23 protein-coding genes are annotated in these 25,884 nt (G+C 46.1%); 11 read left to right on the top strand and 12 right to left on the bottom strand.

Going from position 1 to position 25,884, the window contains the following annotated elements; all coding sequences use genetic code 11:
* The first annotated feature begins 424 nt into the window (after nucleotides 1-424).
* The 6 genes from IC229_RS02255 to IC229_RS02230 all read left to right on the top strand — a co-directional run bounded on the left by IC229_RS02255 (nucleotide 425) and on the right by IC229_RS02230 (nucleotide 4,789).
* Nucleotides 425-1,192: an alpha/beta fold hydrolase gene (locus tag IC229_RS02255; RefSeq protein ID WP_190885281.1), complete on the top strand. Its 768-nt coding sequence runs from the start codon at nucleotides 425-427 to the stop codon at nucleotides 1,190-1,192.
* A gap of 15 nt (nucleotides 1,193-1,207) precedes the next feature.
* Nucleotides 1,208-1,909: an SAM-dependent methyltransferase gene (locus IC229_RS02250; RefSeq protein WP_190885280.1), complete on the top strand. Its 702-nt coding sequence runs from the start codon at nucleotides 1,208-1,210 to the stop codon at nucleotides 1,907-1,909.
* A gap of 66 nt (nucleotides 1,910-1,975) precedes the next feature.
* Nucleotides 1,976-2,614 carry an MBL fold metallo-hydrolase gene (locus tag IC229_RS02245; protein WP_190885279.1) on the top strand — a complete coding sequence of 213 codons (639 nt, stop codon included), beginning with the start codon at nucleotides 1,976-1,978 and terminating at the stop codon, nucleotides 2,612-2,614.
* A 59-nt stretch (nucleotides 2,615-2,673) separates the two neighbouring features.
* Nucleotides 2,674-3,366, top strand: a complete 693-nt coding sequence (gene pssA, locus IC229_RS02240) for a CDP-diacylglycerol--serine O-phosphatidyltransferase (RefSeq protein WP_223833808.1) — start codon at nucleotides 2,674-2,676, stop codon at nucleotides 3,364-3,366.
* Between the two features lie 71 nt (nucleotides 3,367-3,437).
* The gene (gene purS / locus IC229_RS02235; protein WP_190885278.1) at nucleotides 3,438-3,689 is read left to right on the top strand and encodes a phosphoribosylformylglycinamidine synthase subunit PurS; all 252 of its coding nucleotides are present in this window, start codon (nucleotides 3,438-3,440) and stop codon (nucleotides 3,687-3,689) included.
* A gap of 92 nt (nucleotides 3,690-3,781) precedes the next feature.
* Entirely contained in the window at nucleotides 3,782-4,789 is a 1,008-nt protein-coding gene (locus IC229_RS02230) for a 3-oxoacyl-ACP synthase III family protein (protein WP_190885277.1), read from the top strand.
* A 178-nt stretch (nucleotides 4,790-4,967) separates the two neighbouring features.
* Here the strand turns inward: IC229_RS02230 and IC229_RS02225 are convergent, their stop codons facing one another.
* Nucleotides 4,968-5,231 carry an AtpZ/AtpI family protein gene (locus IC229_RS02225; RefSeq protein ID WP_190885276.1) on the bottom strand — a complete coding sequence of 88 codons (264 nt, stop codon included), beginning with the start codon at nucleotides 5,229-5,231 and terminating at the stop codon, nucleotides 4,968-4,970.
* Nucleotides 5,232-5,347: 116 nt separating this feature from the next.
* On the opposite strand from IC229_RS02225, the gene porW reads away from it, so the two are divergent.
* The 3 genes from porW (at nucleotide 5,348) to uvrC (ending at nucleotide 12,048) form a co-directional block, all read left to right on the top strand.
* Nucleotides 5,348-7,603 carry a type IX secretion system periplasmic lipoprotein PorW/SprE gene (porW, locus tag IC229_RS02220; protein WP_190885275.1) on the top strand — a complete coding sequence of 752 codons (2,256 nt, stop codon included), beginning with the start codon at nucleotides 5,348-5,350 and terminating at the stop codon, nucleotides 7,601-7,603.
* A 90-nt stretch (nucleotides 7,604-7,693) separates the two neighbouring features.
* A complete protein-coding gene (locus IC229_RS02215; protein ID WP_190885274.1) occupies nucleotides 7,694-10,069 on the top strand; it encodes a penicillin-binding protein 1A in 2,376 nt (791 codons plus the stop codon).
* Nucleotides 10,070-10,239: 170 nt separating this feature from the next.
* The gene (gene uvrC / locus IC229_RS02210; RefSeq protein ID WP_190885273.1) at nucleotides 10,240-12,048 is read left to right on the top strand and encodes an excinuclease ABC subunit UvrC; all 1,809 of its coding nucleotides are present in this window, start codon (nucleotides 10,240-10,242) and stop codon (nucleotides 12,046-12,048) included.
* A 76-nt stretch (nucleotides 12,049-12,124) separates the two neighbouring features.
* Here uvrC and porN read toward each other — a convergent pair whose 3' ends face one another.
* The 8 genes from porN to sucD form a co-directional block, all read right to left on the bottom strand.
* The gene (porN, locus tag IC229_RS02205; protein ID WP_190885272.1) at nucleotides 12,125-13,186 is read right to left on the bottom strand and encodes a type IX secretion system ring subunit PorN/GldN; all 1,062 of its coding nucleotides are present in this window, start codon (nucleotides 13,184-13,186) and stop codon (nucleotides 12,125-12,127) included.
* Between the two features lie 57 nt (nucleotides 13,187-13,243).
* Nucleotides 13,244-14,830: a type IX secretion system motor protein PorM/GldM gene (gene porM, locus IC229_RS02200; protein WP_190885271.1), complete on the bottom strand. Its 1,587-nt coding sequence runs from the start codon at nucleotides 14,828-14,830 to the stop codon at nucleotides 13,244-13,246.
* A gap of 121 nt (nucleotides 14,831-14,951) precedes the next feature.
* Nucleotides 14,952-15,764: a type IX secretion system motor protein PorL/GldL gene (gene porL / locus IC229_RS02195; RefSeq protein ID WP_190885270.1), complete on the bottom strand. Its 813-nt coding sequence runs from the start codon at nucleotides 15,762-15,764 to the stop codon at nucleotides 14,952-14,954.
* Nucleotides 15,765-15,866: 102 nt separating this feature from the next.
* A complete protein-coding gene (gene porK, locus IC229_RS02190; protein WP_190885269.1) occupies nucleotides 15,867-17,000 on the bottom strand; it encodes a T9SS ring complex lipoprotein PorK/GldK in 1,134 nt (377 codons plus the stop codon).
* Nucleotides 17,001-17,266: 266 nt separating this feature from the next.
* Nucleotides 17,267-18,220, bottom strand: coding sequence for a PorP/SprF family type IX secretion system membrane protein (locus IC229_RS02185; RefSeq protein WP_190885268.1), 954 nt, complete (start codon nucleotides 18,218-18,220; stop codon nucleotides 17,267-17,269).
* Between the two features lie 184 nt (nucleotides 18,221-18,404).
* Complete coding sequence (locus IC229_RS02180) at nucleotides 18,405-19,187, bottom strand: uroporphyrinogen-III synthase (RefSeq protein ID WP_190885267.1); 783 nt, start codon at nucleotides 19,185-19,187, stop codon at nucleotides 18,405-18,407.
* A gap of 119 nt (nucleotides 19,188-19,306) precedes the next feature.
* Nucleotides 19,307-20,593: a DUF4271 domain-containing protein gene (locus tag IC229_RS02175; protein WP_317171502.1), complete on the bottom strand. Its 1,287-nt coding sequence runs from the start codon at nucleotides 20,591-20,593 to the stop codon at nucleotides 19,307-19,309.
* A gap of 12 nt (nucleotides 20,594-20,605) precedes the next feature.
* Nucleotides 20,606-21,481, bottom strand: a complete 876-nt coding sequence (gene sucD / locus IC229_RS02170) for a succinate--CoA ligase subunit alpha (protein ID WP_190885266.1) — start codon at nucleotides 21,479-21,481, stop codon at nucleotides 20,606-20,608.
* 162 nt (nucleotides 21,482-21,643) lie between these two features.
* Between sucD and IC229_RS02165 the strand changes: the two genes are divergently transcribed.
* Both IC229_RS02165 and IC229_RS02160 read left to right on the top strand, forming a co-directional pair.
* A complete protein-coding gene (locus IC229_RS02165) occupies nucleotides 21,644-22,234 on the top strand; it encodes a hypothetical protein (RefSeq protein ID WP_190885265.1) in 591 nt (196 codons plus the stop codon).
* A 107-nt stretch (nucleotides 22,235-22,341) separates the two neighbouring features.
* Nucleotides 22,342-23,430 (top strand): DNA topoisomerase IB, encoded by a 1,089-nt coding sequence (locus tag IC229_RS02160; protein WP_190885264.1) that lies wholly within the window; start codon nucleotides 22,342-22,344, stop codon nucleotides 23,428-23,430.
* A gap of 4 nt (nucleotides 23,431-23,434) precedes the next feature.
* Here the strand turns inward: IC229_RS02160 and IC229_RS02155 are convergent, their stop codons facing one another.
* From IC229_RS02155 to IC229_RS02145, 3 genes are all read right to left on the bottom strand, one after another.
* Nucleotides 23,435-24,124 (bottom strand): DUF421 domain-containing protein, encoded by a 690-nt coding sequence (locus IC229_RS02155; protein WP_190885263.1) that lies wholly within the window; start codon nucleotides 24,122-24,124, stop codon nucleotides 23,435-23,437.
* Between the two features lie 103 nt (nucleotides 24,125-24,227).
* On the bottom strand, nucleotides 24,228-24,434 hold the full coding sequence (locus IC229_RS02150; RefSeq protein WP_190885262.1) for a DUF2188 domain-containing protein: 207 nt from the start codon (nucleotides 24,432-24,434) through the stop codon (nucleotides 24,228-24,230).
* Between the two features lie 54 nt (nucleotides 24,435-24,488).
* Complete coding sequence (locus IC229_RS02145) at nucleotides 24,489-25,877, bottom strand: TolC family protein (RefSeq protein ID WP_190885261.1); 1,389 nt, start codon at nucleotides 25,875-25,877, stop codon at nucleotides 24,489-24,491.
* Between the last annotated feature and the right edge of the window lie 7 nt (nucleotides 25,878-25,884).

The raw sequence follows: 25,884 nt of genomic DNA, 5'->3' as shown, positions 1-25,884 counted from the left end.
TTTGATTTGGTTAGTAGTCTTACGGACTATCGTTTGATTCTCAAAGAATATCAAGAACAAATATGCTTTATTTTTTTGATCTACAAAAACGCTTCATCTTAAAAAAGTACCACTATATGCACATACACAGACAAAATTCTATAAATAACCCTATTTTAGAATGTTTAGGTTCTATAAAGTGACATTACTATATTATTAACTCAATTTGAGTCAATCAGTGATTTTGCGGCCTAACAATCAGTTTTCCTTGTTTAACTGAATATTTAGTCACCGCACAGGCACTTTAATCCTTATTTTCTGACTTAGTTTTGTCGCGTCAACTTTTCATAAAAAAACTTTTCCAGGTTGTTCAAATTGGTCACGCGGTTAACTTGAATTTTAAGACAACCAGTTACAGGCGCTGGCTAGTATTACGTTTTTTACCATGACACTCTTCTTTCGTCAGGTTGGTGATTCCGGACCAGCCATTGTTATTCTGCATGGCATTTTCGGATCTTCCGACAATTGGCTGACCATTAGTAAAGTGATTGCAAGTCGAGGATATCGGGTCTTTTTAGTCGATCAACGTAACCACGGGCAATCGCCACGCGCCGATGAACACAATTATCCGTCGATGGCCGCCGATTTACGTGAGTTTCTCACCGATCATCAGTTAGATAAACCTATTCTCGTTGGTCACTCAATGGGCGGTAAGGTTGTGATGCAATACGCTATGCTTCAGCCTGATACGTACCAAAAGTTAGTGATTGTTGATATAGCGCCCAAATATTATCCGGTTCATCATGCCGACCTTGTCCGGGGAATGAAGGCTATCGACCTGATGCGTATCAAAAGTCGTAGTGAAGCCGATGCTGTTTTGAGCCAATACGAGCCTATTCTGACGGTACGTCAATTTCTGCTCAAAAATCTGTACAGAACTGAACAGGGCGAATTTGCCTGGCGACTGAATCTTCCGGTTATTGAACGAGAACTGGATGTTGTTGGCCAGGAATTGACTAATCAACGTATCGTTACCGATCCTACATTGTTTATCCGGGGCAGCGAATCGCACTACGTTCTCGACAAGGATATTCCCACTATCAAAAGTATTTTCCCCAATGTTCAGATCGAAACAATTGAGGGAGCTGGCCATTGGGTACAGGCTGAAAAACCGGCAGAATTTGTTGAAGTCCTGATGAAATTTATTGCCTGATGTAAAGGCCAGCCTATGCCAACGCTCTTTCTTATTCCTACGTTGCTTGCCGACGATACGTTTCATCAGGTTTTGCCGCCCCGCATCCGGGACGTAATTGAGGATACTGATACGTATTTTGTCGAAAATACCCGGTCGGCAAGGCGGTTTATTAGTGGCCTGAAAACCAGTCGAGTAATCGACGAAACCACTTTTTTCGACCTCGACAAAGACACGCCACCCGCCGATACGCGCCGACAGATTCAGGAGTTGACCGAACGCAAACGTAACGCGGGTGTTCTTTCCGAAGCGGGTTGCCCTGGTGTAGCCGACCCCGGTGCTACGTTGGTAGGTATGGCGCATACCTTGGGCTGGCGAGTCGAGCCGCTGGTGGGACCATCGGCTATTTTACTGGCACTAATGGCATCGGGCTTGAGTGGCCAGTCGTTCGTGTTTCACGGTTACCTACCTATCGACAAACAGGAACGTATCAGAACGCTACGTTATCTGGAAAAAGAAGCCCAGCAACGGCAGCAAACGCAGATTTTCATGGAAACGCCCTACCGTAACGACGCCCTTTTTACAGACATACTCGCAAGCTGTCAGGCCAACACGCGCCTGTGCGTCGCCTGTAACCTGACGGCTCCCGATGCATTTGTGCGAACGCTGACTATCCGGGAATGGAAAACGCAGGTGCCTGATTTACGCAAAAAGCCAACGGTCTTTCTACTTTTGTAAATAAAAGTCGATAGTCGCTAGTTGTCAGTCTATAGTCACTGACGACTAGCGACTGACAACTAATCTATGGTTCACTCTTTTGAGTTTTCGCCGTTTCAGGAAAATACCTATGTGATTGTCGATGAAGCGACAAATGAATCGGTTATCATTGATCCGGGTTGTTACGATCAAGCGGAGAAAGAGGCTCTAGGCCAGTTTATTGAATCGAAGAATCTTACGGTAAAGTATTTATTATTGACACATTCTCATCTGGACCATGTGTTTGGCGTTGCCTACGTGAAGCGCAAGTTTGGGGTTAAGGCTTATCTGCACGAGCGCGATATGGTTATCTTTAACGACGTACCAACACGCTGCATGGTTTATGGCTTGCGAGGGTACGAGCCATCCGAAATTGATGCTTATCTGCAGGAAGGCGATCAATTTAAGTTTGGGGATACGGTACTGGACGTACTGTTTGTACCGGGCCATGCTCCCGGACACGTAGCGTTTGTGAATCATGCCGAACGATACGTAGTAGGTGGCGATGTACTGTTTCGGGGAAGCGTTGGCCGCACGGATTTTCCATACTGTAACCATGCCGACCTACTCAACAGCATTCGAACAAAAATGTATACCTTGCCCGACGATTACGTTGTATACCCAGGCCACATGGACTCTACAACAATCGGGCACGAAAAACGAACCAATCCGTTTGTGAGGGGGTAACGCGGGCAAGATATCCGCACAGTTAATTTCACTGCGGACATGTTGTCCGCATTACTTATATGTTAAAACACATTCCGAATGCCATGACCTGCGGCAATTTGCTATGCGGGTGCATTGGTATAGTTATGACGCTACGCGGCCACCTGGATACGGCTGCCTGGCTGATTTTCGTAGCCGCAATTCTTGATTTTGGCGATGGCTTTGTAGCTCGTTTAGTAAAAGTTTCGGGGCCTTTCGGGAAAGAACTCGATTCGCTGGCCGACGTTGTTACGTTCGGTGTGTTGCCCGCCATGATTGTCTTCCAGCTTTGCTGGTTCCAGGGATTAGAAGCCATTTCGTACGGCGCGTTTCTGATTGCCGTTTTATCGGCGTTACGTCTGGCAAAATTCAATATTGATACACGGCAAAGTGATCAGTTTATAGGTGTACCCACGCCGGCCAATACGCTATTGATTGCTGCTTTTCCGCTTATGGAACGCTACCAGCCTCAATTTGACGCACTCTGGAAAAACGATACGGTACTGGGCATGCTCATCGCCTTTTCGTTTATGCTGGTTGCTGAGATTCCCTTATTTGCGCTCAAATTCAAATCGTTCGGTTGGGCCGAAAATCGTATTAAATACAGTTTTCTGCTGGCTTCTGTGCTGCTCCTGTTATTTTTGCAGTTCGCAGCCATCCCAATCATCATCCTGCTATATATTCTTGTTTCACTATTTTCTAAAGAGCGAAAGAGCGAAAGCGTGAAAGAGTGAGAGCGCTGAATTTTCGCTCTTTCACGCTTTCGCTCTTTCGCTCTTTGAAATTGCTCTTTCACTCATTTACAATGAAATACATCGCTGAGATCAACATTATGACCCGTTCGGAAATTCTGGACCCGCAGGGCAAAGCCGTTAAGCTTGGATTGCATAACCTTCAGATGGACAACATCGATAACGTTCGCATTGGCAAGCACATCCGACTTGAAGTTGATGCCGACAGTGAGGAACAAGCCCGGTCGACGGTCGATTCAGCTTGCACGCAACTGCTGGCGAATCTTATCATGGAAGAATATTCGTTTGAGTTGCACGCAGCCTAAACAAGGTTACGTAATAGGCGAAAACTGAAACATCTATTTTACGTATCAACTACGGAAGTTTCCTATTTTTGCTTACTTTTTTCCTATAACGAATGAGCACGGTTTACTCAAGCATAAAAGGGTTGGGCTTCTACGTTCCTGATAACGTAGTGACAAATGACGACCTGACCCAATATATGGATACCTCCGATGCCTGGATTCAGGAGCGAACGGGTATTAAACAACGGCGTTATTTCACCTATGGAAAAGATACCAATGCCAGCATGGCTACGGCAGCTTCCTGGATGGCTCTCGATCGGGCCAACGTAGCACCTGCTGAGGTAGATTTAATTGTTTACGCCACGATCACACCCGATTATTTTTTCCCCGGTTCCGCGTTTCTGATGCAGCGCGAACTGGGTATGGAAAATATTGGCGTCATTGACATCCGAAATCAGTGCTCGGGTTTTGTATACGCCCTGTCGATTGCCGACCAGTTCATCAAGACAGGAATGTATAAAACCATTCTGGTGGTGGGGTCTGAAATTCAGTCGACGTTCCTAAACAAAAGCAACGAGGGGCGTGGAGTGGCCGTTATTTTCGGCGATGGAGCTGGTGCAGCGGTTGTACAGGCGACCACCGATCCTGAACACCGTATTTTATCGACTCACCTTCATGCCGATGGTCGTTTTGCCGAAGAGCTGTATGTGCGCGATCCGGGAAGTAGCCGCGAAGGTCGTTGGCTTTCCGACGCTACGTTAGCCGAAGGTAATTACAACGTAACGATGAACGGCAACACGGTTTTTAAACACGCCGTTGTTCGGTTCATGGAAGTGATCAACGAGAGCCTGCAAGCGAACGGCTATAAGCCTGAAGACTTATCATTACTTGTACCCCATCAGGCCAATATTCGCATTTCGGAGTATGTTCGCCAGCAGATGAATCTGCCTGAAGAAAAAGTTTATAACAATATTCAGAACTACGGCAACACAACTGCGGCCTCTATTCCGATTGCGCTAACTGAAGCCTATGAAAAGGGCCGCGTACAGCCGGGTGATTTAATTTGTCTGGCCGCTTTCGGCAGCGGCTTCACCTGGGCGTCGGCGCTGCTGAAGTGGTGATCAACGAATGCCATTACTCCAAGTAATAGCATTCGTAAAACTGTTTAAGTAGGTAGCGGTTTTGTCATGCTGAGGTACGAAACATCTTAAAGTACCCTAACTTGGGGAAGAAGACATTGTAAGATGCTTCGTACCTCAGCATGACAAAAATTACGAAGCAACTTATTCAACGTAACACTCAGCTATTCTTGGTAAGCTGCCGAATAAATAGGTATAACGATGCCCCAATGGCCGTGAGCGACAGCACAATTGTCCAGACGGGTGTTTTGTTTTGTTGCCATTCATCGAGTTTGTGACCCGCCCATACCCCTAACCCAATCGTGCCCAGCATCTGAAAAGCGATGCCGCTATATTGCACAATCGACGTAGTACGTTCGGTAGTTGTCTTCATTACGTCTTTTTTATTATCGTCAGGTTTAGGGGTTTCTGGGCTATTTTCCATAGAAATCAGGCATTAAGTACTAGTTGGCTTATAAAATTCGTTAATTTGGGCTGACGTTCCATATTGCCAGAGCGGCCTGAGACGTTTTAATACGAGCGACCACGCGTTATCTCCGAATGTCCCGCTGTTTTTTTAATCATCCATTTTTATTCCTTGCGGTCTTTGTTCTACTGGCCGACGGACTGGTGTCGTGTTCTCAGTACAGTACCAAACCGATCAGCAAAGGCTATCATAACCTGACGGCGCATTACAACGCTTATGTTATTGCCCGCGATCAGATAAACGAGGCTGAGCAGATTCTGTTTAAAGCACGCCAGGAGAATTACAACCAGGTACTGCCTATTCTGCTTCCCGTCGATTCCAATTCTATTTCGGCGGTGAAACCACAGATTGACGATGCCATAAAAAAAGCCTCGCTCATCCCCGAACGCCATCAGAACAGCAAATGGCTCGACGATGCCTATAATCTCATTGGTCGGGCGCGATTGCTGAAACAGGATTTGCCCAATGCCATTGAAGTGTTCAAGTACGTCAACACCAAAGGCACCAACGAAAATGATAAACATACGGCGTTGGTTGGCCTTATGCGGGCGTATATCGAAGCCAGCGATTATACCAACGCGCTGAACGTAGCAGAATACCTCCGCAATCAGCCACTGAACAAAGTCAACACGCGCGATTTTTACCTGACTAAAGCCTATCTCCATGAGCGACAAGGCGAATATGCTACGTCGGTAGGCATTCTGGAAGCTACGTTTCCAGTTCTGAAGAAAGGAGAAGCAACAGCTCGCCTTCACCTGATTGCCGGTCAGCTTTACGACGTTATTGGTCAGCCAGCCAAAGCGGTCGACCAGTATCGGCAGGTACTACAATCGCGACCAACTTACGACCAATCTTTCTACGCCAACCTCTATGCCATCCAAAGTAACGGCCTGACTGGCGATCAGAAGCGGCTCGCCCAATCGAACGAAACGTTTGAGCGGATGCTCAAGGATCGTAAAAATGAGGATTTGAAAGACAAGATTTATTTTACGATGGGGTTGCTCGAAGCACGTAGCGGCCGGGTCGATAAGGCCATTCAGTTATATACGCAGTCAATTCAGGCAGCGGGTTCAAACACCACGCAGGTTCCGTATACGTATCTGGAAATTGGAAAGTTGTATTACGAAAAGAAAGGCAATTACGACCGGGCTAAAGTATACTATGACAGCGCTTTGGCCTTGATGCCTAAACAATCGCTCGATTACGCTACGTTGGCTGCCCGCAAAAAAACGCTTGACGAATTCGTGCAGTATAAATCAACGATACGTACTGAAGACAGTCTGCTCCACCTGGCGCAGCTCGATTCGGCTGCGCTCAATAAACTACTCGACAAAGTAATTGATCAGCGCGAAAAAGAAGATAAAGCGCAGGCCGATTTAGCCAAACAGATTGTTGATCGTGCTACAAATGGTAATACGAGCGTAGTGCCCGGAGCCACCAACTCAAACCTCCAGCCCGCCGAACGCTGGGCACTTTATAATCCGGTGACACTGAGTCAGGGGCGACAGGAATTTACGACTCGCTGGGGAAATCGCACCCTTGAAGACAACTGGCGACGTAGTAATAAGGAAGCTTCTGCATCGGTTGCCGGATTGAATAGCCCTGTTTCAGGGAATTCGCCCGCTAACTCGATTAATCCAAACTTGCCAGTACAATTGTCTGACACTCCACCAGTTGCGGGTGCTGGCCCAACGAGTCCAGCGCAAGCGAGAATGGCGCAGAAAACTGTTATGAAGAGTCAGATCCCGTTTACGAAAGAAGCTCAGGCAGCGTCTAACCAACGTATCGAAAATGCGCTTTATCGATTAGGGAAGCTCTATAAACTTCAACTTAATCAACCGACGGATGCGATCACTACGTTCGAACAGCTACTAACCCGATACCCCAATACGCTGCAAAAACCCGAAGTATATTACTTGTTGCATCTATCGAACGAGCAGTTGGGTAAAGCATCCCCCTGGAAAGATAAATTACTGGCCGAATTTCCGAATACGTCCTACGCCCGTTTAAGCGGACGTAGCGCCGGGCAAACAACGGATGCCGAAGCGCAGGCCTTGAAAAAGTATACGGCTATTTATGAACTTTATAAAGCCAACAATAATACCGAAGCATTGGCGCAGGCCGAAAATGCACTACGTACGTTTGCCGGTACACAATTAGAAGATAAATTGGCCCTGCTACGTGTTATGCTGGTCGGTAAAATGCAAACTGTAGACGCTTACCGGCAGGCTCTCAACGAATTTGTACGCGACTACCCGGCGAGCCAGCTCCTTCCCCGCGTGAAGGAAATGCAGACGGCCGCTGAACAGGCAACCGCAAAACGAAAGTAAACTCCTGCTGTTCCAGGTTTGTTGTTCCGGATTAGCTGACGAATTTATAAACTGGAACAACAAACCAGAACTTGAAACCCAAACTCTAGAATGGTTGAATTTGCGTCCGGCCCCTATCGGACAATTATCCGAAATCTCTGGCGATATTCCCTGATTGGCATTGCGTTATTGATATTATACGTTATTGCAGTCAGTTACAATTTCCTGTGGCTCTTTGGCGGTATGCCCAGTCTGAAAGCGCTGGAGAACCCGAAAAGCGAAGAAGCGTCAGAAATTTATACCTATGACCAGCAACTGCTGGGAAAATACTACATTGAAAACCGCACACCTATCGAAATTTCGCAGGTGTCGCCAAACGTTACGTCGGCACTGCTGGCTACCGAAGATGCCCGATTTATTAAACACTCTGGTATTGATCCGCGCTCGCTTTTCCGGGCGGTGGGTGGTTTTCTGACCTTCCGTAATGCGTCGAGTTCGGGTGGCGGCAGTACGTTAACCCAGCAAACGGCCAAAAACCTGTTCGATACGCGCCAGGAAGAACTTCGTGGGGCTTTGGGCAGTATCCCGATTATTGGCCTTGTCATTGCCAAAACCAAAGAATGGATTCTGGCGGTACGTCTGGAACGAAACTACACCAAGCAGGAAATCATGATGATGTACCTGAACACGGTTTCGTTCGGTAACAATACGTATGGGATCAAAACAGCCGCCAAAACGTATTTCGCGAAAGAACCTTGGCAGTTAAACGTAGAAGAAGCTGCGATGCTGGTCGGTATGCTCAAAAATCCGACGCTCTATAACCCGCGTCTGTTTGAGCAACGTACTAAAGAACGCCGGAACGTAGTGCTGTCGCAGATGAAAAAATACAAGTTTCTGAGCCAGGAACAGTTTTTTACCTATAAGCGTAAGCCCTTAAAACTCGATTTCAGTGTCGAAAACTCGAACACCGGAATGGGGGCTTATTTCCGGTCGGTGATTAGCGCTGACCTTCGGCAATGGATAAAGAAATATAACGAGGAAAACCCCGACGCCGACCTCGATCTCTATACCAGCGGCCTGAAGATTTATACGACCATCGACTCGCGGATGCAGACCTACGCAGAAGAAGCGGTGATGGCCAACATGCGTGATCAGCAACGGAAGTTTTACGAACACTGGCGCGGTCGAAATCCTTGGGTACAGCGGGACAAAGTCAGAGGTAAAGGCAAGCGTAACGAACGATACGTAGAGATTCCGGGCTTCATTGAAAACGTAGCCCGTCGGACCACACGCTATAAACAACTGAAAGCCGAGTTTGGGGCCGATGAACAAGCCATTTGGCGCGAAATGCGAAAGCCAATCAAGATGAAAGTGTTTGTCTATGGTGGGAAACGTAATGAAAAAGATACAACCTTAAGTTCGCTGGATTCCATCCGTTACTATAAACGCCTGCTAAACACAGGTTTCGCGTCGATAGATCCACGTAATGGTTACGTAAAAGCATGGGTGGGCGGTATTAATTTCAAGCACATGAAATTCGACCACGTGCGGCAAGGACGCCGGCAGCCAGGTTCTACGTTCAAACCATTTGTGTACCTGACAGCTATGGATCAGGGCTTTGTAACGCCGTGCAGCCACCTCGTTGACCAACCCACTACGTTTGCCCACGGCGAGGATAACAATAACGGCCCGGCCTGGACACCTAAAAATTCAACGGGTCGATACAGTTACCAAAGTTTATCGTTACGTGAAGCGCTAGGTCAATCGATTAACACTGTTAGCGCCCAGTTGATTAAGAAAACACGTGCCGCCGAGGTGATCAAATACGCGCACGAAATGGGCATCGAAAGTAAAGATTTGCGAGAAGATCCAACCCTTTGCCTGGGAACAAGCGACGTATCGGTTTTTGAAATGGTAGCGGCTTATTGCGCGTTTGCCAACGGAGGTATCCGGGTTAAACCAGTCATGATCTGGCGAATTACCGACAAAAACGGGAATGTTTTAGCCCAATTTAGCCCGAATGGCAATCAGGTGATTAGCGCGAATCGAGCTTACGAAATGCTGCATTTAATGCGTGGTGCTGTAGAAGAACCAAGCGGTACAGCCCAGCGACTGCGTACCCAGTATAAGTTACTGGAAGGTGGTAACGAAATTGCTGCTAAAACGGGTACTACGTCCAACTATTCGGATGGCTGGTTCATGGGAATGACACAGCATTTGGTTTCGGGACTCTGGGTGGGTGGCGACGACCGCTCTATCCACTTCCGTTCTATTGAATATGGTCAGGGAGGACGTATCGCTATGCCTGCCTGGGCCACATATATGCAGAAAATCTACGCCGATAAAACGTTAACTAATTATCGTCCGGAGCCTTTCCGGAAGCCAAATGATTTCAAGATTGATTGTGGCGGTTATCACATTGATTCTTCACAGCGCTACATTCCGCCGAAGGTGGTACCAGAGGACGAGGACGAAATTTTGCAATAATAGTTTGTAACACAGAGATACGCGGAGAGTAAAAGAGATTCACTGAGGATTACTCTTTGTGAATCTCTTTTACTCTCCGCGTATCTCTGTGTTACAAACTATTTATCAGCAACCTTTGGGGCAAATATCTTGTTACTAATAAGCCCTCACCCTCTTCAAATCGGGCTTCTATGGCTGAGTTTGACTACAAACATGAGTTATCCAAAGTGCCGCATGAACCCGGCGTTTATCGGTATTTCGATCTTACGGGAGAAGTGATTTACGTTGGCAAAGCCAAAGACCTCAGGAACCGTGTTAGCAGTTATTTCACGAATACGAAAAATCATGACCGAAAAACGTTACGTCTTGTCAGTCAAATTCGTAAGATTGAATTCACTATCGTTCATACTGAGTTTGATGCACTCCTGTTGGAAAATCAGTTAATTAAGCGATACCAGCCTAAGTACAACATTCTGCTACGTGATGACAAAACCTACCCGTTTGTCTGCGTCACGAATGAACATTTTCCCCGCGTATTGACGACTCGTCAAGTCGATCGTAAACTCGGTACGTTCTACGGGCCATTTGCCAATCTAAAGCCCATGTATACAGTGCTGGATATGTTCAGTCAACTGTTTACGATACGTACCTGCAATTATAATCTGGCTCCTGATAATATCGCTGCTGGAAAATATAAAGTTTGCCTTGAATACCATATTGGAAACTGCAAAGGACCGTGTGAAGCAAAGCAGTCAGAGCCTGATTATAATAAAGACATTGAGCAGATTCATCATATTCTGAAAGGTAATCTGAAACCGGCTCAAGAATATTTTAAAGGCCGGATGATTGAGGCCGCAGGTGAACTGGCTTTTGAACAGGCACAAGGTTATAAAGAGAAGTTAGACGTACTACAGCGGTTTCAGAGCAAATCGACGGTAGTTAATCCGAAAATTGCGGACGCAGATGTTTTCTCGATCGCTTCTGACGAATCAGCAGCCTATATCAATTTTATGCGGGTTGTGAATGGTACCATTGTTCAGACGCATACTATAGAGATCAAGAAAAAACTTGACGAAACAGATGCTGATTTGCTGGCCATGATTATCGTTGAAATTCGTGAACAGTATGGTAGCCAGGCGAAAGAGATTATAACCAACATTCCGTTGGACATTGATTTAAAGGCAGAAATTACTGTTCCGCAAATTGGCGATAAGAAAAAATTGCTGGATATGTCGCTGAAAAACGTCCTGTACTTCCGGCGCGAACGTCAGGAACGAGCAGCCGCCGAAGCAACGGCTAATGCCAGCAAAAAAGACCGAGTGCTGATTCGACTTAAGCAGGATTTACAGTTGAAAAATCTGCCCGTACGGATTGAATGTTTCGATAACTCGAACATTCAGGGTACGAATCCAGTATCAGCTATGGTTTGCTTTATTGGTGGCAAGCCCGCAAATCGCGAGTATCGACATTTTTCTATTAAAACGGTTGTTGGGCCAAACGATTTCGCTAGTATGTATGAAGTCGTTACGCGCCGATATTCACGCGTGCTCACCGAAGGAACCGACATGCCCGATTTAATCGTCATCGACGGTGGTAAAGGACAGCTTAGTGCGGCCTGCGACGCATTGAAAGCTTTAGATTTATACGGAAAAGTTCCCATTATTGGTATAGCCAAACGGCTGGAGGAAATCTATTTTCCAGAGGATAATCTGCCACTTTATATTGATAAAAAGTCTGAATCACTCAAACTTATTCAGCGTATTCGTGATGAAGCGCACCATTTCGCCATTACGTATCACCGCGATAAACGTAGCAGAAACAGCCTCATCAGTGAACTGGAAAATGTGGAGGGGATTGGTAAAAAGACAGCAGCTAAACTCCTGAAACATTTTAAAGGTGTGAAAAAAATACGCGATGCTACGTTCGAGGAAATTGCTGAAGTAGTCGGTCAGGATCGGGCAAGTAAGCTAAAATCGTATTTTTCTATGCTTGAGCAATAAAAAAATCGACCCAGTTTGTGAGTCGATTCAAGAAATCTTAAAGTATAAAAAAAGCGGCTCGAAAGCCGCTTTTTTATTAGTATTCCCAAAGACCGTGTTCAGTTTCCATCAGTTCATATTCGGTCTGATAGGATTTAAGCAGACCTTCACGGTCGCCATACATACCAACCAGATCAGAATCGTTCGGGTTAGCTACTTTCGTAATCCGACCATAGAACAAACGTAAGTCGAAAGCGTCGGCCAGATTTTTGTGCTGGGCCTGATTTTGCGGGTTGTACCAGATAAATTTCTTTGGATCACTACGGAAGAGCTTGTCCAAGTCCTTGTATTTGAACGACGCGATTGGTTTTTCGTAACCAGCCGTGTTTTTGTCAGCAGGTAATAGAATCGTCACTGTCTGAATGTCATAGTACAAACGAGAACGCTTCCGGTCGAAAATCCAGTCTTCTTTGATTTCAAGAATATTCAACTCTTTCGCGAAATACTCATCACCAGAGAAAGCGGGAGCAGCCTTAGCAACAGCAACCGAATCTTTTTTCGGTTCTTCAACAGGGGCAGCTACGGGAGCTTTCCCTTTTTTACCTTTCGCATTTTTGGCTGTTTTTTTCTTAGGCGTTCCCCAGCCATCATCAGCGGGCTCAGCCGCTGCGGTAGCGGCTTTTTTAGGTGCTCCCCAGCCATCGTCAGCCGTTTTCTTTTTATCGTCTTTTTTGGCGCCCCAACCATCATCGGCTGCACCGTTCTTATTATCTTCAGTAAAACCAGCAGCAATCTCTTCTTTAGACAGACCACCACCTGTGTTAGGAACTAACAGGTTTTCATGAAATTTATCAGGGGTAAGTTTCGTCGTGCACGAATCAGATGTATACGCTTCGATCAAGCCTGCTTTCACGGCCTCCATGAGATATTTTGAAATCTCATTATTTTTAGAGAACATCGACTGATTCTGTTTCTCCTTGAGGTCGACCCGACGCCAAAGAGTTTTCTTCATCATGATGTCGTTCTCGTTGATGCCGCGAACTGAATTCGGATTAGTACCGTTGGTAGCTTTTTCCTGAGCCAGTACGTCACTACCTGCCAGTGCCAGGATGGCAACAGCCAAACCACCAGCGTATCCCACCATTCTCTTTTGTTTCATGGCTGCTATTTGTTGTCAATTCTTAGTTGTTAACGGTAAATAAACCGCTTTAGTACGTTAATAGAGCGAAACTTGTGCAAGTGGAGCCCCCATCGGTACGTCGCTAATTTCACCACGGAAATTCCGGCGTTGTACACCCTCAACTTGAATGACAATACGGTCTCCTGGTTGAGCTTCCTGAGCAATAGCGGCTATAGAACCACCACCAGCCGGTACAGTTACGAACGTAACACGCTTTACGCCACGTACCAGCGAAACAGTGGCACCTGTTGTACGGAAGTTCGCATCGTCTGGTGAATAAGCGGCAAAACTAGGATCAGCTACAGCCTGAATTTTCACGCTACGTGCCGATGACACGGGTACACCACGAGGATCGTTCGCTGGCGTTCCACCTACCGAAATTTGCAAGGTTGGGCGAGGTACTTTATTAACTTTAAAACGTTCTGTTCCTAACAGACTACCCGCATTACTAATATTTAATGCTACGCTAGCGGCGCTTGGCACTACAGTAATTTTCCCCTTTTCGCCAGATGAAACAACAGACGCACCATCAGCTGAAAAGTTTGGATTCCAGAGTGCACCTAATTGAGGACTCTGAATGCTTAACTTATTAGCACAACCCAAATATAAAGGTGGCATGGTTCCGGTTTCAATCTGATAAGATGGTTTCGCTACAAAATACTCAGCTGAAAGAGGTACTGTTTTCAAACCAGCTGGTGTCTGATAGGCGATTGAACCCGTGAGAACCCGGCGAGACAGCCCACTTTTATCGTAGGTACCACCCTGAGCCGTAAATTCAACAATACCTTGTCCATCCTGCATACGTACAGAACCACCATTCAGACTCATACGTGGCTGAATACCCGATGAAGAAGCAGCAAGGAACATCTGACCTTTAAACTTCGTGCCCGCTACAACGACTTTCGAATCCATGCTAAGCATGGCAATAATTTTGTCGAACTTAACATCCTGTGCGCCAACTTTGCTAGCTAACAGGTCAAGAACTTCACCTTCAATCCGACGAATATCCGCTTGTTTTTGGCTCAATACTGCCAAGGCAGCGGGTACTGGTGTCTGAGCAAAATTCAATTCAGCAAAATCTTTCCGACGTTGATCCGGGGACCGGTTTGCGATAGGATCATCCTTGCCGTCTAGCGCCAGTGGTGCGTATTTATTACTTGAGTATTTAGATACATTATCAATATATCCGTTCAACTGGTCCTTCAACTTAAAAGCAGCCCCATTACGAGAGGTTCCTATCATTAATTGAGCTACTTTTTCTTCTTCACTCAAGTTTTTGATATTACCAGACTCATCACGGCCACCACCAGCCTCAACAACCTGTTCTTTTAGTTTATCGACCTCAGCAACAATATCGGACGTTATTTTCCGCACTTCGTCTGCCTGTTTAACAATAGCTAAGTCAGTAGCTCGGTTACCCGATTTCTCTACCGTAGCGCGGATATTATCAACCGTTGCCTGATTGACTTTACTAACCGCCCCAGTTGACTGCTCTAAGCTATTGTTAATAAGTACAAACTTTTCCAGAATGGCCGATGTGACTTGGAGAGCCAACATTGCGGTTAATACCAGATACATCATCCCGATCATCTTCTGACGGGGTGACTCTTTTGAACCTGCCATAAATTATGGTAGTATGAATAAAAGGAGTTATGAAGTTGTAGGGTTAAAGAGTTATAAAGTTGTGTATATAGTTAGAGTTCCCAACTAGGAACTTTACAACTTTGTAACTCTTTAACTGATTTTAGTTTCCACGCATGGCAGTAAGCATGCTGCCATAAACGGTGTTAAGCGAAGCCAGATTACCTGTCAGTTTAGCCAGCTCATTTTTGAACTGTTGTGTATCGCGACTGGCGTCGCTCATGTTTTCCATAGCAGCCGTCAGACTACCATAGAATGCGTTCATTGCTTTGAGGTGCTTATTCGTGTCCTGCAGCTCCAGCTCATAAACGGCATTCAAAGCACCCATATTTTTGGTTACTTTCTGCGTCTGATCACGAAGTTCTTTCGTATCGGCCGTAGCATCAGCCATTGAACTAACCGCCGTAATGGCCGTGTTGTACGACTTGTTCATTTCGGTCAGTGAACTCGATGCGGCTTTTACGTTACGAGCATAATCGTTGGTAGCTACTGTAGCGTCGGTTAGGTCGCCGAGTCTTGATACAGTATCATTCAAATTACGGAAACCAGATCCCAGTTTTTCAAATACATCAGGGGTCACTTTGGCCTGTGCCAGCATCTGATCCATATTAGCGGTCAGGCCGTTGGCTTGAGGAGCTGGTTTGCGTGCTTCACCTTTAAACTCATCGGCTAATTCTGGATAAACCCGTTCCCAGGCGTAATCTGTAGCAGCTGTTGTTGGGTTCGTAAAACTCTGAACAGCATATAAGGCGAAAATAACTACCTCGGTCAGCAGACCTACCGTCAACATAAAACCAAATTGTTCGTTGTGCGTAATTTTTGCCCATGCGCCGAAGATAACGACGGCCGCACCAGCACTATAAATGGTTGGAACCAGACGATCCCAAAAGAAACTTTCTGACTGTTTTGCTGCCATGATAAGCGATTGTTGGTTGGAATAGGGAACTTTTGTATAGGTTAATATTTGAAAATAGGCACAGACCCTTTCCAGAAGAAACGATTTATCTGTGCCTATTTATTATACTTTCTTAGCTGATTTTTTGCTGCTTTTGCTCTTGCTGCTACCACCAACCTTACCGCCACGTGCTGTGGCAGTACGTCCATCAAGATTATCCATTACACAACGGAACCCAATGTACGAACGCTTCTGATCTTCATATTCGTAATAGCGCGTACCTGTTTCGAGGTAGTAAGCAATATCTTTCCAGGAACCACCACGTACTACTTTACGAGGCTCGTCGGCATTCTGGTTGTCGGGATTCATATCCCAAACAATGGCGTTGGAGTTATCGGCGTAGGCGTCGCGGCACCACTCAGCTGCGTTACCAGCCATATTATATAAGCCGTAATCATTTGGGCTATAGGCTGTTGCTGGAGCTGTATATGGATAACCATCGGCGTCAAAATTGCCACGTTGTGGTTTAAAGTTAGCCAGATAGCAACCTTTGCCATTCGCTACGTATGGGTTACCCCAAGGGTATTTAGCTCCGTTTTTGCCACCACGAGCTGCCCATTCCCACTCAGCTTCCGAAGGTAATCGGAAGCGGGGCGAATTAAACTGGCCTTCTTTGGAGCGATAATCGTTATAAAGGTTTGTACGCCACTGGCTGAAGTGTTGTGCCCCTTTCCAACTCACACCCACAACCGGGTACGTATCGAACGCCGGGTGTGAGAAATAATACTCCAGCATTGGGTCGCCATTGTGATAGGTAAAGTCGTTTTTCCAGACGGTTGTGTCGGGGTAGTATTTCGACATGATTTCTTCTTCACCAAGCGTCGAAACAGAGTCGGCCAACAGAGCATTGACGTATTGGCGGTATTCGTGGTTCGAGATTTCGGCATCGTCCATATAGAACGAGCTGATCGTTACCTGTCGGTTCATGTTGATCTGGGTAGCTGCTACGTCTTCATCAGCCTGCCCCATGATAAATGAACCCGACGGAATCAGCACCATACCGTATGGCGTTGTTTGCGAGTATCCTTTACGTTTGGTGGCGGTGATTTCACCATTCGTAACGCCAACTTCGCCATTTTTGCCTCCATTACCGCCAAACTTTGACTTTAGAAAGCCGCAACCTTGCATAAGCAGCACCACTGCAGCGACCATCACTACCCGGGTTGCGTTGACTATTAACCAGTTATACTTCATCATTGTGAGAACTTTTACCTACTTCTTGTGCGAGATCAGACTAAAAACGAAAATCTGTTTGGTTATTGTATGTATTTACCCGTACCAATTTATTTTCTGTCCGATATTCTTTTTACGTCCTTTTTTAAACTGATCGGACTTGATAAACAGCCTTAGCAATAGGCCATCTGACAAAATTAACAGTCGCGCATTAAACACTCTAACAACAATATTGCCAAAATATCTAACGGTAGCTACTGCTTCGCAGAACTATGCAATTTTTTATTCTTTTAATACCGAAAACGGGGGGTACGTATAAGCGGTTTCTTACGAGCATCTATAGTTGGTAAGGCATAAGACACCAGGAGTTCATGTGACGTAGGGCTTTTGACTCGGCCCGTCACAATATCCAGGCAATACCCTACACGTAACGCATTGTTCCGCATGAGGTTTATGCCTACTGTGGCCATAATAGCGTCCTGATAACGATAGCCAACGCCCGCCCAGATTCGATTATCATACGTACCAGTCAGATTAAACGTTACGTTACCCTGACTAGGGGTCGTATATTGAACCAATATAGACGGCTGTACATCAATATTGTATCCCAGACCAAGTCGGTATCCCGCTGTCAGATACATATTTCGATTCAACGGATTAGTTGATCGATCAGTACCGACGTTATATGTGGCTTCGTTGATGTGATTCATACTCACGCCAACCCAATAATCAGTTGTATTGTAGTAGATACCAGCGCCAAAATCGGGACGGGCCTGACTGATCGTACCGGTTGGAATTAAAGGATCACCTACTTCACCGGGCCGCAACTCGCCATAATTATATCCTTTACTAAATAAACCAGCCTGCACACCAATGGCCAACGTACCGTTTTTGAGTGTCATCCGATAGGCATACGAAAGCTGTACAGCCTGATTCCTGACCGCACCCAGCTTATCATTAAGCGCATATATACCTATACCTGACTTGATGTTATCCAGCGGCATATTGTAGGATATAAGCTGGGTGCTTTGTGCCCCATTATCATTGCTCCCAATAGCCTGATAACCCAGATACTGCGTTCGGTGGGTAAGCTGTATTCGTGAAACCCCCTCCGATCCGGCAGCGGCCGGATTATAATAGAGTGGGTTATACATGTATAAACTAAATTGTGGATCCTGCTGAGCTATAGCTGTCGGAACAACTACAATAAGCAGGAAAGCGTAAACGTAGAGTGTGCGAATCATACTACTAAAACAGGATTCGGAGTCGCTGGTTATCAATTAGACAACGCTTTTTACTTTAGGGTCACAGTTTACAAGTTAACGCTGATAAGGCCAAATTATTGGTGTATAAATAAAGACTGAATGCCAGAAATGAGTTTGAACACTCATAGCTGGCATTCAGCCTATACGTATTATTCACTACGTATCAGTTATTCGCTTTTTTAATATAAAGCTCCAGCGCGCCCGTCATTGACGGAGCATTCGGTAAAGGAGCCTCAATATCAAGTGTCAATCCGGCATCAATAATGGCCTTGGCGGTTGTCGGACCGAAAGCGGCCAGACGTGTACCATTCTGATTAAATTCCGGAAAATTGCTCAGTAATGAACTAACCCCCGATGGGCTAAAAAAAGCAATAATATCGTAGCTGTGAATATCCAGATCTGACAAATCGGTCGGTACAGTTTCATACATGACTGCTTCTGTGAAGTGCAGTCCGCTCGTATCCATAAACTCCGGAATATCATTGCGACGGATGTTTGAGCAGGGAAAGAGAAACTTCTCGGTCTTGTGTTTTTTGATCAGATCAAAAAGTTCAGTAGCCGTTTTCGTACCGCTGAAGATTTTCCGCTTCCGAATAACGATGTATTTCTGGAGGTAATTAGCCGTCTGTTCAGATATACAGAAATACTTCATGTCGGCAGGCACCTCGACACGTCCTTCCTGGCAAATCCGGAAGAAGTGGTCGATAGCATTCCGACTGGTGAAAATAATAGCCGTATGCCCCAGAATGTTTATTTTCTGGCGACGAAAGTCTTTAAACGATACACCTTGGATCTGGATAAAGGGCCGGAAATCGATCTGGAGTTTATACTTATTAGCTAAGTCAAAGTACGGAGATTTTTCGTCGGCGGGTCTGGATTGGGTCACTAACAACCGGCTCACACTACTGAGCCGATTTTCGGAAGGATGGATGCTGGTCTCGTTCATTGAATCTCTACTCGGGTCATTCGTTAGTTTGTGGTTTTTTGCGTTGACCTGTACAGCAAAACTTACAATACAGTTAGTTTGTTACCGTGCAAGGTCTGTTGCAAACCATCAACTTCTCATCACAGTGCAAAACGTAAACCGATGATGAGTGGGATCAATTCGACAATACAAAGGTACGAAAATAAATAGAGATTCTTGATAGCCTCCTGGCTACGTATGACCACGTAGAGCAGCGCCAGACGTGCTGTGTAGAAAATAGTGAGTATTGGAATCAATACACTCGGCGACCATTCAACGGTTGGTAAGTTGTAAGCAATAATAGTTAGTAGAATCGTGAAGTAGGCGAAAAAAAGTAATGATGACTGGATTACCTTAAAAAAGTGAACATTGACGATCCCCTGTAATTTATATAATCCGCCAATAATTTCCAGGCTTACGTATTTACCTATCAGGCTTAAGAAAGCAGCGGCACTTAGCAGGAAAAACTCACCCGCGACCCATCCAAGATGTTGTTCGCCCAACAATAACCGTCGCGACGCAAATACGTCCAGGTTATGGCTTTGTACGAAAATGATCAGGTAGGCGAGGATAAAACTTAAATTGAGCACAAACAACGTATTGGTGCCACTAAGTGGGCGATTGATCAGGAAGGATTCCTCTTGAGCACGTAGCGATACTAAATCGCGCAAACTATAAAACCGTAGAAACGCACGGTGGTAGAACGAAAAAAGGAAGGCGTGTGTAGCCAGCAGAAATAATAAACCCAGACCTAAAAAGTTAGTGTAATACTTCTGCGGACGGGGACGAACGCTCAGGTTATCGTCACGTAGCACAACCTGTTTCTGCGTGGCTGATTTTGGGTAACCGATGAATACCTGCTTGCCTTCGATACCCGGCGGTCCATAAATAGTCAGGAAAATCTCCGGCTGGCGATACACGCGAAACAGACTATCGATACGTAGTACCTGCCATTGGTTAGCGCGGAGTTTTCGTTTAAGAGCCGCATTGATGAACAGATAGCCGTCCTCCTTTGTCGAAATCAGTAAACTATAATGCCGATTGCTTTCGAGATCAACGTAAGCACTCAATGCAATCTGATTGGCGTGCTGTTCAACGATATACGGAATGTAAGCCTTGGCTCCTTCATCATAAACCTGAAAATCATCTCGAAAGTCATGAACGGGATAATAGCGTCCTTCCGGCCCAATACCCGAGTTTCGAGTTTGGGCCGTGGAGATAGAAAAAAGAAAGAGCGAAAGTGTGAAAGAGAGAAAGAGCGGTGACAAAGAGTGCCGCAACGGATGTTGAAAGAGCGAAAGAGCGAAAGAGCGGAAGTGTGAAACGGTAATACCACCGTCCATCTGCACACTTTCGCTCTTTCGCTCTTTCAACATCCGTTGCGGCACTCTTTCGCTCTTTTATTTTCCTAAAGCTTTCAGCATCGTATCGCCGATCAGTGCTGGCGATTCTACTACGTGGATACCGCATTCGCGCATGATGGCCATTTTAGCGGCAGCCGTATCGTCGGCACCACCCACAATAGCTCCAGCATGGCCCATCCGACGACCTTTAGGAGCGGTTTGACCAGCAATGAAGCCGACTACTGGCTTCCGATTTCCGTCGGCCTTGATCCAACGGGCTGCTTCGGCTTCCATGCCACCACCAATTTCCCCAATCATGACGATGGCTTCAGTATCGGGGTCATTCATCAGTAACTCAACGGCCTGTTTGGTGGTCGTCCCAATAATTGGATCGCCCCCAATACCGATAGCCGTCGACTGACCCAGTCCAGCTTTGGTCAACTGGTCAACCGCTTCGTAGGTCAATGTACCTGATTTTGAAACGATACCAATCTTACCTGGCTTGAAAATAAAAGCAGGCATGATACCTACTTTACATTCACCGGCCGTCATAACGCCGGGGCAGTTAGGTCCAATCAGGCGCACATCTTTGTCGGAAATGTATTTTTTCACACTGACCATATCTTCCGTCGGAATTCCTTCAGTGATGCAAATAATGACCTTGATACCGGCCTCAGCGGCTTCCATAATGGCATCGGCAGCAAAAGCGGGCGGCACAAAAATGATCGATACGTTAGCACCGGCCTGGTCTACAGCTTGCTGAACCGTGTTAAACACGGGCCGACCCAGGTGCGTTTGCCCTCCCTTGCCAGGTGTAACACCTCCAACTACGTTGGTGCCATATTCAATCATCTGATTGGCATGAAAACTGCCTTCCGAGCCGGTAAAGCCCTGGACGATAACTTTGGAGTCTTTGTTTACTAAAACACTCATGACGGTTTTTGAAATCGTTGGCGATACGGTTTTTTAATGAGAAAAAACTAAACGGTAAACAAAATTAGCCTTTCTGAAAAGCTACTGTCTTTTCGTTTACCGAACCGATTTACGTCTTGTAAAAAGTTGGGCAAAAGTAGCCGAAACTTCGTAAATTACGTGATGATTTTTTCACACATCCTTTCCGGCTCCATTTTGGCTGGAGCAGGCTTTGGCGTGTTTTGGCACTTTTTCGGTCGCATTTCCCTATTTAACCGGTTGCTGTGGGGCTTTTTTTTGCTGACAACCTCTCTGGCCGCTATCATTAGTGTGCTACTTTTTGCGGGGAATGAGTCGCTTGAAACACTTCATCACTCCATGATTGTATTATCTGATACGTTGGGAGTAGTTTGTGTAGTAACGGCAGTGTACGCGCTGCTCAATCAGCGCACGCTATCATTGCTGACGTTTATTGCAACGATCCTGTTTGGTCTTTTCCTATTTATCAGTCTTTTGCTGCCCGACGCACGCGTTTTTACACCAATTGTGCCATCGATGGGAATTCTGGTACTGATGCTGCTGGCTGTGTTTGCGCTGCTGCAACGTAACAAACGAGGTTTATGGGTTGTTATGGCGGCTATGGCAATGGGCCTGGCCACTAAAGCTGACGCTTTCAGAAGTGTAATCCACCCCACCGATTTTTATCATTATGCCACTACGTTAACGCTGTGGTTCTTTGGCAAAGCGGCCCAATGGCGGGCCGGAATTCGGTAGCTTGCCAATACGTAGCAATACCTTCACTAGAAATTTCACGTAACGCCTAACCAATTCCCTGCTCAGGTGGTTATCCTCCTGCATTAATTTTTTGAGACTCAACGACTGTGAATTTACTGGAATTAGCACACGACCCGGTTGAGACGGCGCGGGCCGCCCGACTGGTCTACAGCAATGATACCATGCCTGGTATTCGTCGGCAACGTAACGGCGATACGTTTTCATACCTCGACACCAAGGGAAACAAAGTTCACGACGACGAAATATTAGCCCGGATTCGTAGCCTTGCCCTCCCTCCTGCCTGGCAAAATGTATGGATAAGTCCTAAGCATAATAGCCATTTACAGGCAACGGGGATTGACGACCGCCACCGAAAGCAGTATCGCTATCATCCCAAATGGAACGCCATTCGAAGCGAAACTAAATTCTTTCGGATGGCTGCTTTTGGAAAAGCGCTACCACAACTTCGAGAGCGAATTCATAAAGACCTAAACCAGAAATCTTTATCACGCGAGAAGGTCATTGCCATTGCGCTAAGTGTGATGGAGCAGACGCTGATTCGAATTGGTAATGCGGCCTACGAAAAAGATTATGGTTCATATGGTTTAACAACGCTGAAAAACCGCCATGTGCACCTGAACGGCACAGAGCTTCGGTTTAGTTTTAAGGGTAAGAAAGGAATTTACCACGACATCGCGCTCCAAGACCGCAGACTGGCCAAACTGGTTAAAGCCTGCCGCGATATTCCCGGTAAAGAATTGTTTCAATACATCGACGAGGCTGGAAACCGTCATCCAATCGATTCGGGCATGGTCAATGATTATTTGCGGGAAACAATGGGCGACGATTTTTCGGCTAAAGATTTTCGCACCTGGGCCGGCACAGTCAACGCGCTACGTCTCCTGGTTGAGTTGGAACCCTGCGAAAGTGAAAAAGAACTGAAGAAAAACGTGAATACCGTGCTCGATGAAGTAGCCAGCAAATTAGGAAATACACGTACCGTTTGCCGAAAACACTACGTTCACCCACAGATTCTGGAAGCTTACGAATGTCAGGATTTGAATCCGTATATCCAACGTAGCAGCCGGTTCCGCAAAACCAGCCCGCACGGTCTCGACGGCGTGGAGAAATTACTGCTGACGTTTCTAAAAGATCACGTTAAAAAGGTTGTAAAAAAACCGGTTCAGGCAACGTAGTGCTTTACTGCGTGGCTTTCACCCAACGGTCATTCTCGCAGTTAACGCATACGGGATGACTGTCGAGGCCGAACGTTTGTACGTTACCGCACAAGCAACATCCATAAACACCCGGTTCACTAATGGTTTCAACAGCCTTTTTCAGATCATTTGGTAAAATGGGTAGTCCAGATCGTTTGCCGGGACCATCAAATTGAAATATGCTGACCTCACCGGTAGGTTCACGAATAGCGTATTCTACTTCGCCCAGTTGCCGAATTCCAGCCAGACGCAGCTCGATAAACAATTCGTCCTGCGTTAGGTCTTCGTCTTTGAAATTATTAATCAGAATACAGCCATTTTCAATGACGTAGACAGGCTTGCCTTCCAATGTTTCCCGCACTCGGCGATTTTTGTCGGATAGTAGTGTAACTAGTTTATAGCAAATCATCATCACAACAAACACCACGATGGCAGATGCCATCGGTACGTCATGATAAAACATAGGGTCACCCGCAGCCGACCCCAAACCAATTACCAAAACAAGCTCAAATACAGATAGTTGCTTAATCTGACGCTTCCCAGAAACTTTAAGGGCGATCAACAGAATCAGAAACATGCAGAGCGTCCGAAGAGCGACCTCGCCCAGATATAACCAGGGAAAATCGTCGAGCAACATTCGCTCCCAGTCGAAAGGTTTGACCGGTTCTTTCATGATACTAATTCAGGATAGATTTTACGTAGTACTCCACGGCTGCAAGGTTTCTGGCGGCAAAAGGAGATGATTTGTTTGAGTGTAAAGCGTGACAAAAGCCAGTTTATTTCCGCTCTGGCGCACTGTCTTTCCGAATCTTCATGCTCCGGTTTTCTGCCCATTCCTCGGCTTTTGACGTAGCAATGGCAATCGCCCGATCTTCGGGAGCGCCTTCCGTGAGCAGCGCATTCGCGATTTCGATGGCTTTGTTTCGAACGGGAGCCATGAAATTCTTCAATGAGTTTGGATATTCTTTTTTCGACCAGGGCATAGCTGTTGAGTTATTGATACGTATCATCAATAACTCAGACAACCACCAAGTGTTTTACAAACCTAATTCCTGGGAGATCGTACTACTGAGCCGAAGTAGTTCTATTTCAGCGGCTTTTGCATTGTATTCTGCTTCAATCAGACGCGTTTGACCATCGATAGCGGTACGTTGTACGTTTCGAAATTCCACGAACGTAGAGTTACCAATTCGGTACCGGTCATATGCAATATCGACGTTCTGGTTGGCCAGTTGATTATTCTGAACTTCCAGATTAAGCAGTTTCAGGCTATTCTGATAATTATGATATGTTTGAGCTACAGCCGACTGCAACTGTAATTTCTGGGTGTCTATCTGATCTTGCGCAATAATGGTGTTAACCCGGGCATTCTGAATCTGACGCTTCAGGTTATACCCGTTAAAAATCGGTATAGACGCTACTACGTTGTAGGTTACTGCACTGGTACGTCCGGTAGCAACACCAAAGCCACCCTGGTTGTCAATAAATTGATAGTTATATCCCGTCTGGGCCGTAACGAGTGGTAATTGCTGAGCCTTTGCGATTTCAACGTTCAGGTCGGAAACGCTTCGATTCAATATGGCAGCCGCCAATTGTGGATTATTGGTTGACAGCGATTGTTGCAAAGCCTCTAACTGCAAATCTGTCCGGGCAATAATGGTGTCACGAATGGCGAATTCAGTTTGCGGGTCACGTATCAGCAGTGTGTTCAGAATGATTTTGGCGTTACGTAACGCCTGCTCCTGCGAAAGTAAGGCCGCACTGTCGGTGTTATAATCGACCTGAGCGCTCAGGAAATCAACTTTCGAGCGTGTTCCTACTTCATAATTGGCCCGGGCCAGTTCGAGCCGTTCCCGCGAAATATCAAGTGCCTGCGTAAAGGCAATCAGCCGCTGGAGATGCCGTACTACGTTATAATAACCGGTGGCGATATTGGCAACGGTAGCCTCAACATTGGCTCGGGTATTAACCGTACTTATCTGAAGCAACTGTTTGAGCTGTGTATAAAAAGTTCGGCGGGCATAGCCATTAAAAACAGTATAATTCAGGTTTATACCCACGTTGGAGGCCCGGTTGAAAACGCCAGAGCCAATACGTTCGGGCTGAAGGTTACCAATCGTAGTTTGCCGAAAACTTTGCAGACTTCCGTTCGAGTTCGCGTTGCCGGTCAGTACAGGCAAATAGCCAGCATTGCCTTTTGTGTAATTGTTTCGGGCAATTTCTTCCTGCGAGCGATTGATACGTATCTGATAATCTTTGTCAATTGCCTGTTGTACAGCCTGTTGCAAAGTAAGTACTTCGCCCGGTTGTGGAATCGTAGCCACGGTAAAACTCCGTTGCTGAGCACGTTGGATGGCGTTTGGTGTTTGTTGAGCAGAGACCGAAAGAGGGAGGCAAGCAAAAAAAAGCCAGTGGCTGAGTTTCATTGAATTA

The sequence above is a fragment of the Spirosoma profusum genome (assembly GCF_014699005.1).
GTDB lineage: Bacteria > Bacteroidota > Bacteroidia > Cytophagales > Spirosomataceae > Spirosoma > Spirosoma profusum.
This window is presented reverse-complemented; position numbering and strand designations above follow the sequence as displayed.

What these genes read in the sequence shown, in the direction of transcription:
- IC229_RS02255 (WP_190885281.1), top strand. Translation starts at nt 425, where the DNA reads ATGACACTCTTCTTTCGTCAGGTTGGTGATTCCGGACCAGCCATTGTT.
- IC229_RS02250 (WP_190885280.1), top strand. Translation starts at nt 1,208, where the DNA reads ATGCCAACGCTCTTTCTTATTCCTACGTTGCTTGCCGACGATACGTTT.
- IC229_RS02245 (WP_190885279.1), top strand. Translation starts at nt 1,976, where the DNA reads ATGGTTCACTCTTTTGAGTTTTCGCCGTTTCAGGAAAATACCTATGTG.
- pssA (WP_223833808.1), top strand. Translation starts at nt 2,674, where the DNA reads ATGTTAAAACACATTCCGAATGCCATGACCTGCGGCAATTTGCTATGC.
- purS (WP_190885278.1), top strand. Translation starts at nt 3,438, where the DNA reads ATGAAATACATCGCTGAGATCAACATTATGACCCGTTCGGAAATTCTG.
- IC229_RS02230 (WP_190885277.1), top strand. Translation starts at nt 3,782, where the DNA reads ATGAGCACGGTTTACTCAAGCATAAAAGGGTTGGGCTTCTACGTTCCT.
- IC229_RS02225 (WP_190885276.1), bottom strand. Translation starts at nt 5,231, where the DNA reads ATGGAAAATAGCCCAGAAACCCCTAAACCTGACGATAATAAAAAAGAC.
- porW (WP_190885275.1), top strand. Translation starts at nt 5,348, where the DNA reads ATGTCCCGCTGTTTTTTTAATCATCCATTTTTATTCCTTGCGGTCTTT.
- IC229_RS02215 (WP_190885274.1), top strand. Translation starts at nt 7,694, where the DNA reads ATGGTTGAATTTGCGTCCGGCCCCTATCGGACAATTATCCGAAATCTC.
- uvrC (WP_190885273.1), top strand. Translation starts at nt 10,240, where the DNA reads ATGGCTGAGTTTGACTACAAACATGAGTTATCCAAAGTGCCGCATGAA.
- porN (WP_190885272.1), bottom strand. Translation starts at nt 13,186, where the DNA reads ATGAAACAAAAGAGAATGGTGGGATACGCTGGTGGTTTGGCTGTTGCC.
- porM (WP_190885271.1), bottom strand. Translation starts at nt 14,830, where the DNA reads ATGGCAGGTTCAAAAGAGTCACCCCGTCAGAAGATGATCGGGATGATG.
- porL (WP_190885270.1), bottom strand. Translation starts at nt 15,764, where the DNA reads ATGGCAGCAAAACAGTCAGAAAGTTTCTTTTGGGATCGTCTGGTTCCA.
- porK (WP_190885269.1), bottom strand. Translation starts at nt 17,000, where the DNA reads ATGATGAAGTATAACTGGTTAATAGTCAACGCAACCCGGGTAGTGATG.
- IC229_RS02185 (WP_190885268.1), bottom strand. Translation starts at nt 18,220, where the DNA reads ATGATTCGCACACTCTACGTTTACGCTTTCCTGCTTATTGTAGTTGTT.
- IC229_RS02180 (WP_190885267.1), bottom strand. Translation starts at nt 19,187, where the DNA reads ATGAACGAGACCAGCATCCATCCTTCCGAAAATCGGCTCAGTAGTGTG.
- sucD (WP_190885266.1), bottom strand. Translation starts at nt 21,481, where the DNA reads ATGAGTGTTTTAGTAAACAAAGACTCCAAAGTTATCGTCCAGGGCTTT.
- IC229_RS02165 (WP_190885265.1), top strand. Translation starts at nt 21,644, where the DNA reads ATGATTTTTTCACACATCCTTTCCGGCTCCATTTTGGCTGGAGCAGGC.
- IC229_RS02155 (WP_190885263.1), bottom strand. Translation starts at nt 24,124, where the DNA reads ATGAAAGAACCGGTCAAACCTTTCGACTGGGAGCGAATGTTGCTCGAC.
- IC229_RS02150 (WP_190885262.1), bottom strand. Translation starts at nt 24,434, where the DNA reads ATGCCCTGGTCGAAAAAAGAATATCCAAACTCATTGAAGAATTTCATG.
- IC229_RS02145 (WP_190885261.1), bottom strand. Translation starts at nt 25,877, where the DNA reads ATGAAACTCAGCCACTGGCTTTTTTTTGCTTGCCTCCCTCTTTCGGTC.